This is a genomic window from Lelliottia nimipressuralis, assembly GCF_041464075.1.
Taxonomy (GTDB): domain Bacteria; phylum Pseudomonadota; class Gammaproteobacteria; order Enterobacterales; family Enterobacteriaceae; genus Enterobacter; species Enterobacter nimipressuralis.
The window spans coordinates 3,870,871-3,877,264 of sequence record NZ_CP167172.1 but is presented as its reverse complement, the minus strand read 5'-3'; the positions used below and the strand labels follow the sequence as shown (position 1 = coordinate 3,877,264).

At 50.1% G+C, this 6,394-nt stretch carries 4 protein-coding genes; 3 read left to right on the top strand and 1 reads right to left on the bottom strand.

The genetic code is table 11. The annotated features are described in order from the left end of the window. The first annotated feature begins 127 nt into the window (after positions 1–127). The gene (locus ACB496_RS18570) at positions 128–2,320 is read left to right on the top strand and encodes a type I secretion system permease/ATPase (protein WP_371973235.1); all 2,193 of its coding nucleotides are present in this window, start codon (positions 128–130) and stop codon (positions 2,318–2,320) included. Then, the gene (locus ACB496_RS18565) at positions 2,317–3,492 is read left to right on the top strand and encodes an HlyD family type I secretion periplasmic adaptor subunit (protein WP_100778944.1); all 1,176 of its coding nucleotides are present in this window, start codon (positions 2,317–2,319) and stop codon (positions 3,490–3,492) included. The genes ACB496_RS18570 and ACB496_RS18565 overlap by 4 nt, the downstream gene beginning before the upstream one ends. Positions 3,493–3,547: 55 nt before the next feature. Here ACB496_RS18565 and ACB496_RS18560 read toward each other — a convergent pair whose 3' ends face one another. Next, complete coding sequence (locus ACB496_RS18560; protein WP_371973234.1) at positions 3,548–4,414, bottom strand: MarR family transcriptional regulator; 867 nt, start codon at positions 4,412–4,414, stop codon at positions 3,548–3,550. A 322-nt stretch (positions 4,415–4,736) separates the two neighbouring features. On the opposite strand from ACB496_RS18560, the gene ACB496_RS18555 reads away from it, so the two are divergent. Further along, positions 4,737–6,362, top strand: a complete 1,626-nt coding sequence (locus tag ACB496_RS18555; RefSeq protein WP_370447042.1) for an EAL domain-containing protein — start codon at positions 4,737–4,739, stop codon at positions 6,360–6,362. Positions 6,363–6,394: the final 32 nt, after the last annotated feature.

Genomic DNA, 6,394 nt, shown 5'->3' with positions numbered 1-6,394 from the left:
TAATACGACTAACCACATAAATATTAAGGTATTTTTGTCGACACGTTCAGAAAGGGTTTACATTCTGGCCGTTCCACAGGGATATCATTTCAGAGCGATATCGCCGCCCTGAACAGGACGTTGCAAAATGAAGACTCACCCGCAGTACGAACCCTGGCTTGAAGCCATGGTGCTCGTTGCAAAACATTACCGGCTGGACTATTCGCAAGAACACGTCCGGGTCACGATTCATCACGAGAGCCACTCTCCGCGAGAGCAGGTGCTCAACGATATGGCACGCCAGCTCGGGCTTCGGCTGCGCGTTGTGCCAGCGGATGCGGCACTGATTGATCCGTGGCGTCTGCCGCTGTTAGCGGAGTTTGATGGCGGGCAGGTTGCGGTCATCAACCGGATGGACAAAGAGGGCAACGTCAGCCTGCAGTTCAGCGGTGACGGTGGACTGGAAACGAGCCTGACGCGCGATGCGCTGGGTACCCGTTTGACGGGGTTAATCGTGCTGCGCCCGCTGGAGTCGACGCCCGACGCGAGGGTCGATGACTACATCAAACCTTATGAAAAGAACTGGTTCTGGCAGCTGGCGCTGAAAGACTGGCGTCGCTACAGCGACATCATGCTGGTGGCGCTGGTGGCGAACGTGCTGGCCCTTTCTGGAATGGTGTTTTCCATGCAGGTTTACGATCGCGTGGTGCCGTCCCAGTCTGAGGCCACCCTGTGGGTGCTGTTTGGCGGCGTGATGCTCGCCATCACCTTCGAGTTTGTGATGCGTATGCTGCGGGTACACATCTCAGATGTGATCGGGAAGCGTGCCGATCTGCGCATTTCGGAGCGGGTGTTCGCCCACGCCCTGCGCATTAAAAACGGTGCCCGCTCAAAATCAACCGGCTCCTTTATCGCTCAGATCCGCGAGCTTGAGTCTGTTCGCGAGCTGATCACCTCCACGACGATTGCGGCGATTTCCGATCTGCCGTTTTTCCTGCTGTTCGTTTTCATCCTGTGGATGATCGGCGGCCCGCTGGTGCTGGTGGTGCTGCTTGCGGTGCCGCTGCTGCTGATTCCGGGTCTGTTGATCCAGCGTCCGCTCGGAAAGCTCTCCACGGAAGGGATGCGCGAATCGGCCATTCGTAACGCCACGCTGGTCGAGGCGGTGCAGGGCATCGAAGACATTAAACTGATGCGCGCGGAGCAGCGTTTTCAGAACCAGTGGAACAACTCGAACGACGTGGCCGCGAGCGTCGGGATGAAACAGCGCTGGCTCACCGGCCTGCTTCTGACGTGGACGCAGGAAGTTCAGTCGATTGTCTATGCCGTGGTCCTGCTGATTGGCTGTTATCTGGTGATCAGCGGTGACATGACCACCGGTGCGCTGGTGGGGACATCGATTCTTGCTTCGCGCACTATCGCGCCGCTGTCGCAAATTTCCGGCGTGTTGTCGCGCTGGCAGTCGGCAAAAGTTGCCCGCAAGGGGCTGGACGATCTGATGCAGCGTCCGATTGACGATCCCCTACAAGGGAAAAAGGTGCATAAAGCCCATCTGCGCGGCCACTACGTGCTGGAGGAGGTCGGCTTTTATTATGACGAAGAAGAGAAGCAAAACGTCCTGAACATCCCCCGTTTGACCATCAATGCGGGCGAGCGGATTGCGATTCTGGGGCGCAATGGTTCCGGCAAAAGCACGCTGTTACAGCTTCTGGCGGGGATGCAGGAACCGCAGCAGGGCACCATTTTGCTCGATGATGTGGCGCTGAATCACCTCGACACGGCCGATCTGCGCCGCGATATGCAGTTCCTCAGCCAGCAGGCGCGCCTGTTCTTTGGCTCCGTGCGCGACAACATTGTGATGGGGAATCCGCTGGCGACTGACGAGGAGATTCATCAGGCATTAACCGTCAGCGGGGCGCTGGAGTTTGTTCGCAAGCAAAAAATGGGGCTGAACTATGTGATCAGCGAAGGCGGGGCCGGATTGTCCGGCGGCCAGCGACAGGCCCTGTTGCTGACGCGCGCGTTACTCACCGCACCGAATATCCTTTTGCTCGATGAGCCGACCGCCTGGCTTGATGAAGTGAGCGAAAAGCAGTTTATCCATCATCTCAAAAACTGGCTCGGCGACGGGCGAACGCTGGTGGTGGCCACGCACCGTTTGCCGATTCTGGAACTGGTCGATCGCATCATCGTGCTGGAAAACGGCAAAATTATTATGGATGGCCCGCGCGACAACATCCTGAATAACCATGGTATGGCCCCGCAGAAGGCGGCGCAGCGCACCGTGAAAATGAAGCCGTCCGCTCCCGCGAAGGCCGCAACCGAGGAGGGGATGGCATGAGTGATTTTTCTCGTTTCAACAGCCGTCTGCAGGAGCCTAAACTCCCGCGCTCGACGCTGGTGGCCTGGTCTCTGTTTGCGCTCTTTGCCCTCTTTACGATCTGGGCAAGTATGTTCCAGCTTGATGAAGTGACCACCGGGAGCGGTAAAGTGATCCCCTCTTCGCATGAGCAGGTTATTCAGTCGCTGGAAGGGGGGATTATTCATAAGCTGCTGGTGCGCGAAGGGGATATCGTCGAGCGTGGGCAACAGCTGGCGCAGCTGGATCGCACCAAAACCGAGTCCAGCGTGCTGGAGAGTGAATCCCGGCTGAATGCCGCGATGGCAACCGCCGCGCGCCTGAACGCGGAGGCCAATCAAAGTGCGCTGGTTTTCCCGCAAGAGCTGGACGATGACGTTGAGCTGGTCAAACAGGAGACCGCGCTGTATCACTCCCGCCGCGACAGCCTGGAAAAAGGGCTTACCGGTTTGCGCCAGGGGGTCACGCTTATCCAGCGCGAGCTATCATTGACCCGACCGCTGGTCACCCAGGGGGCGGCAAGCAAGGTGGAAGTTCTGCGTCTTGAGCGTCAAAAAAATGAGCTTGAGAATAAAATCACGGAAATGCAAAACCAGTATTACGTTCGCGCCCGTGAAGAGTTAGCCAAGGCGAATGCCGAAATCGAAGCCCAGCGTTCGGTGATGAAAGGGCGTGAAGATTCCCTCACCCGTCTGACATTCAACGCGCCGGTTCGCGGGATTGTTAAAGATATTGATGTTACCACCGTCGGGGGCGTGATTCCGCCAAATGGAAAATTGTTGAGCCTGGTGCCGCTCGACGATCAGATGGTGATTGAAGCCAAAATTTCCCCGCGCGATGTGGCCTTTATCCATCCAGGGCAAAAAGCGCTGGTCAAAGTGACGGCCTATGACTACTCCATCTATGGCGGGCTGGAAGGCGAAGTGACCATGATTTCTCCTGATACAATTCAGGATGATGTTAAAAGAGATGTTTACTATTACCGGGTCTATATCAGGACCACGAGTAATCACCTGACGAATAAGCAGGGGAAAGAATTTCCTGTTTTTCCGGGGATGATTGCGACCGTGGATATTAAAACGGGCAGTAAAACCATCATTGACTACCTGCTGAAACCGTTGAATAAAACCAAAGAGGCCCTGCGCGAAAGATAATGAATACTGGCGATCGGAAAACCGCTCGCCAGTTCAATTTTCCGGTGGAATTTAATCAGACAGAAGACAGTCGCTCTTTAGGATGTATGTTCAGATAATGCGTGACGTAGGCAAAGTAAAGTCCGGCATAGTTTTCGACCAGCTGTAAGAAGTTTGGATAAATACTGATGCGTCCATCTTCTCGCTCTTTCAGGTAGCCGGCCTCCTGAGCGGATTTCATGATCCGGTTTACATGAATTCTGGAGACGAAAAACTCTTTTGCCAGCACGCTGGCTGAATAATCAATAGTGGCACCGTGAGCATTTTTATTCTTCATCGCCTGCAGATAAAGATACAGCATGATCATGCGCCCGCCATCTTTCTCAATAAATAATCCTACCTCTGGCAAAATATTTTTAAAGGTAACACCACGAAAAAGATATTCTGCGGCCCGCCGGAAAAAACTGTGTCTGAGCGTATCATTATCCAGCAGGTTAATATTGACGTTGTAATCAGGATATAAAGTGCTTACGGGTAAAAAGGCCCCGGACATATAATTTTTAAGTTCGTCTAACCCTTTTTTTGTTGGTTCGATGATGGTCTTGCGCCGATCCTCTGTGCACCGCCAGGTTTTAATTCTGTTGGTGGTTCTGAGTAAAGTGATGATGGCTATGACACTGTTTGGACTGGCAATTTTATATCGGGTACATAACTCTTTTATTTCTGATACTGAAGAGGCCTGATCGCCAAAAACAAAACAGCACATCGATAACACAATATTGAACCGTGACTCCTGGAGCATCGTTTTGTAGAACAACGGTTGTTTTTTGTAGATGGCATCATTAATGGTGAAGTGTTGTTTTATTGCTTCGCTGAATCTTGGATTATTTTTAATCACATCCCTTCGCAGCAGTAAAGCCCTTGATGATATATGGATATCCATACGGTTGTCCTATGTTGAGACGAGCCAATGGGGGTATTCATTTCTCTATTGAATGTTTAGCGTCACTATTATACATGTGATAAGTGGAATTTACTTTTGGTATTTATGAATAATATTCAGGAAGTGTGTATTTGCGTGGTGGGCAGATGATGAAGAAATGAAGTTGAATGAATGTGTGGATGTTTACTGAATGAACATCTTTACGTTAAATACGTTGGGTAATTAACGTAAATATGTCCACCTGTCGCGATGAGTAATGTTTTTGTTTTAAACAAAAAACACAGGAGACACCTGTTTTATACAAAAATACGATATTAAATCTATGGTGATAACATTCCTGGTTTGTTATGATCTCGCTATTCAGAGACGCAGTGGTGAAGGTGTCAAAGGCGTTCGCAAACATCATTCTTTTTTATTTCTGGTCATTGATTTTGACAGCTATCGTCTTTTCGCAATAAACATTTTTACCCTCATTTATATTTCGCTGGAGATTATCATGGCCTGGGATGCACGTGCCAACTACCTGAAACGTTTTCAGAATCGATACGTCATTTCTTCCTGCAGCTATGCCTGGCAAGGGTATGAAATGCTCCTGAATAACAGCGGGATCTGCGCTTACCGTATTATGGTCGATGGTGATGAGCCATCCCAGGAAGAACTGAATGCGGTGTACGCCAGTGCAGGTGCTACGATTTCTGTATTCCTTAAAGGAGATATCTGCGAAATTTTAGGTTCGTTGAAAAAAATGATCGTCTTGCTCAACGCCAAACCTGCGAAAGTCACCGTCCTTATTTACAGTCAATTACCAGCAAACTGGCTTTACCGCACATTGTACAGTTTGATCAGGGATAAAAATAAACTCAGAAATATACGCGTCGCGAATTTATCGCACCCCTGTCAGGATATTGTGACGGCAGTGTTCCCGCCGCTGGAAGAGGCCGCGTTCCTTGAGAGAAAAGTAAAAGATTGTTTTGAAAAGGGTTTGACGAGCCGGGAGTTAGATTCTGTGCTCTCTTTCTATCGTGGCGTGTCGGTTAAAGCCCAGGCAAAAGCCTGTGGTCTGGCGATCAAAACGATATACGTTTATCGCAAAGAGGGCCTGCGAAAATTACAGCTGATCAATACCTTTTTAAGCCGTGGCGCGCTGTTTCGGGCGACATTCGCTGTTTCAGGCGAGCCTGTGAGTCATGATAATGCATATTTAGACGGACGTTTCACCACCGCACTGATAAATAAAGAAATATTCCCGGTGTATCAGATTATTACCGACAGTGATAAAAGAGGCGTTGGCTTTGAAATATTACTGCGCTGGAATCGTAAAGGCGTCATCCTTAAACCGGCAGATTTTCTGGCGAACTTGCATGATAAAAATATCTGGTTGCAGCTGATGGCTCTGGTTATTGATGCCGCCGTTCGCGGGATTAACAAATATAATGGAAAATATTATTTCTCCGTTAATATCCCGCCTGAACTGGCATCCGGAAATGCCTTACCAGGGATGGCAAAAAAAGCCGTTGAAATGTTAAGTGATGAACACTGGGCAGAAAAACTGGTGTTTGAGTTCGCCGAAACGATTGATGTAACGCTGGATAAAGGGATTGCGGACACCATGCAGCGCCTGCGCCAAACGGGGTGCAGACTGTTTTTAGATGACTGTTTTTCAAGCGATCACGTTATGTTCCCGGTGAGACAAATTCCCTTTGATGGCCTGAAACTGGATAAAGATATCGTTGATAAATTTGCCGCAAATGACAGTGATTTCAGTCTGATTAAAGCGATGCAGTATTACAGCGATATTACTGGCGTTGCCTGTGTCGCCGAAGGGGTGGACAGCGAGGAAAAATTTAATACCTTATCCGCCGCTGGCATCAAAAGTTTTCAAGGGTATTACCTTGCCAGAGCGGTAAAAGAAGAGGATCTCGATTTTCTGGTGCGTAAATTTAGCTAACAGCGATAAATTTTTTATGGTCGGGCGAAACT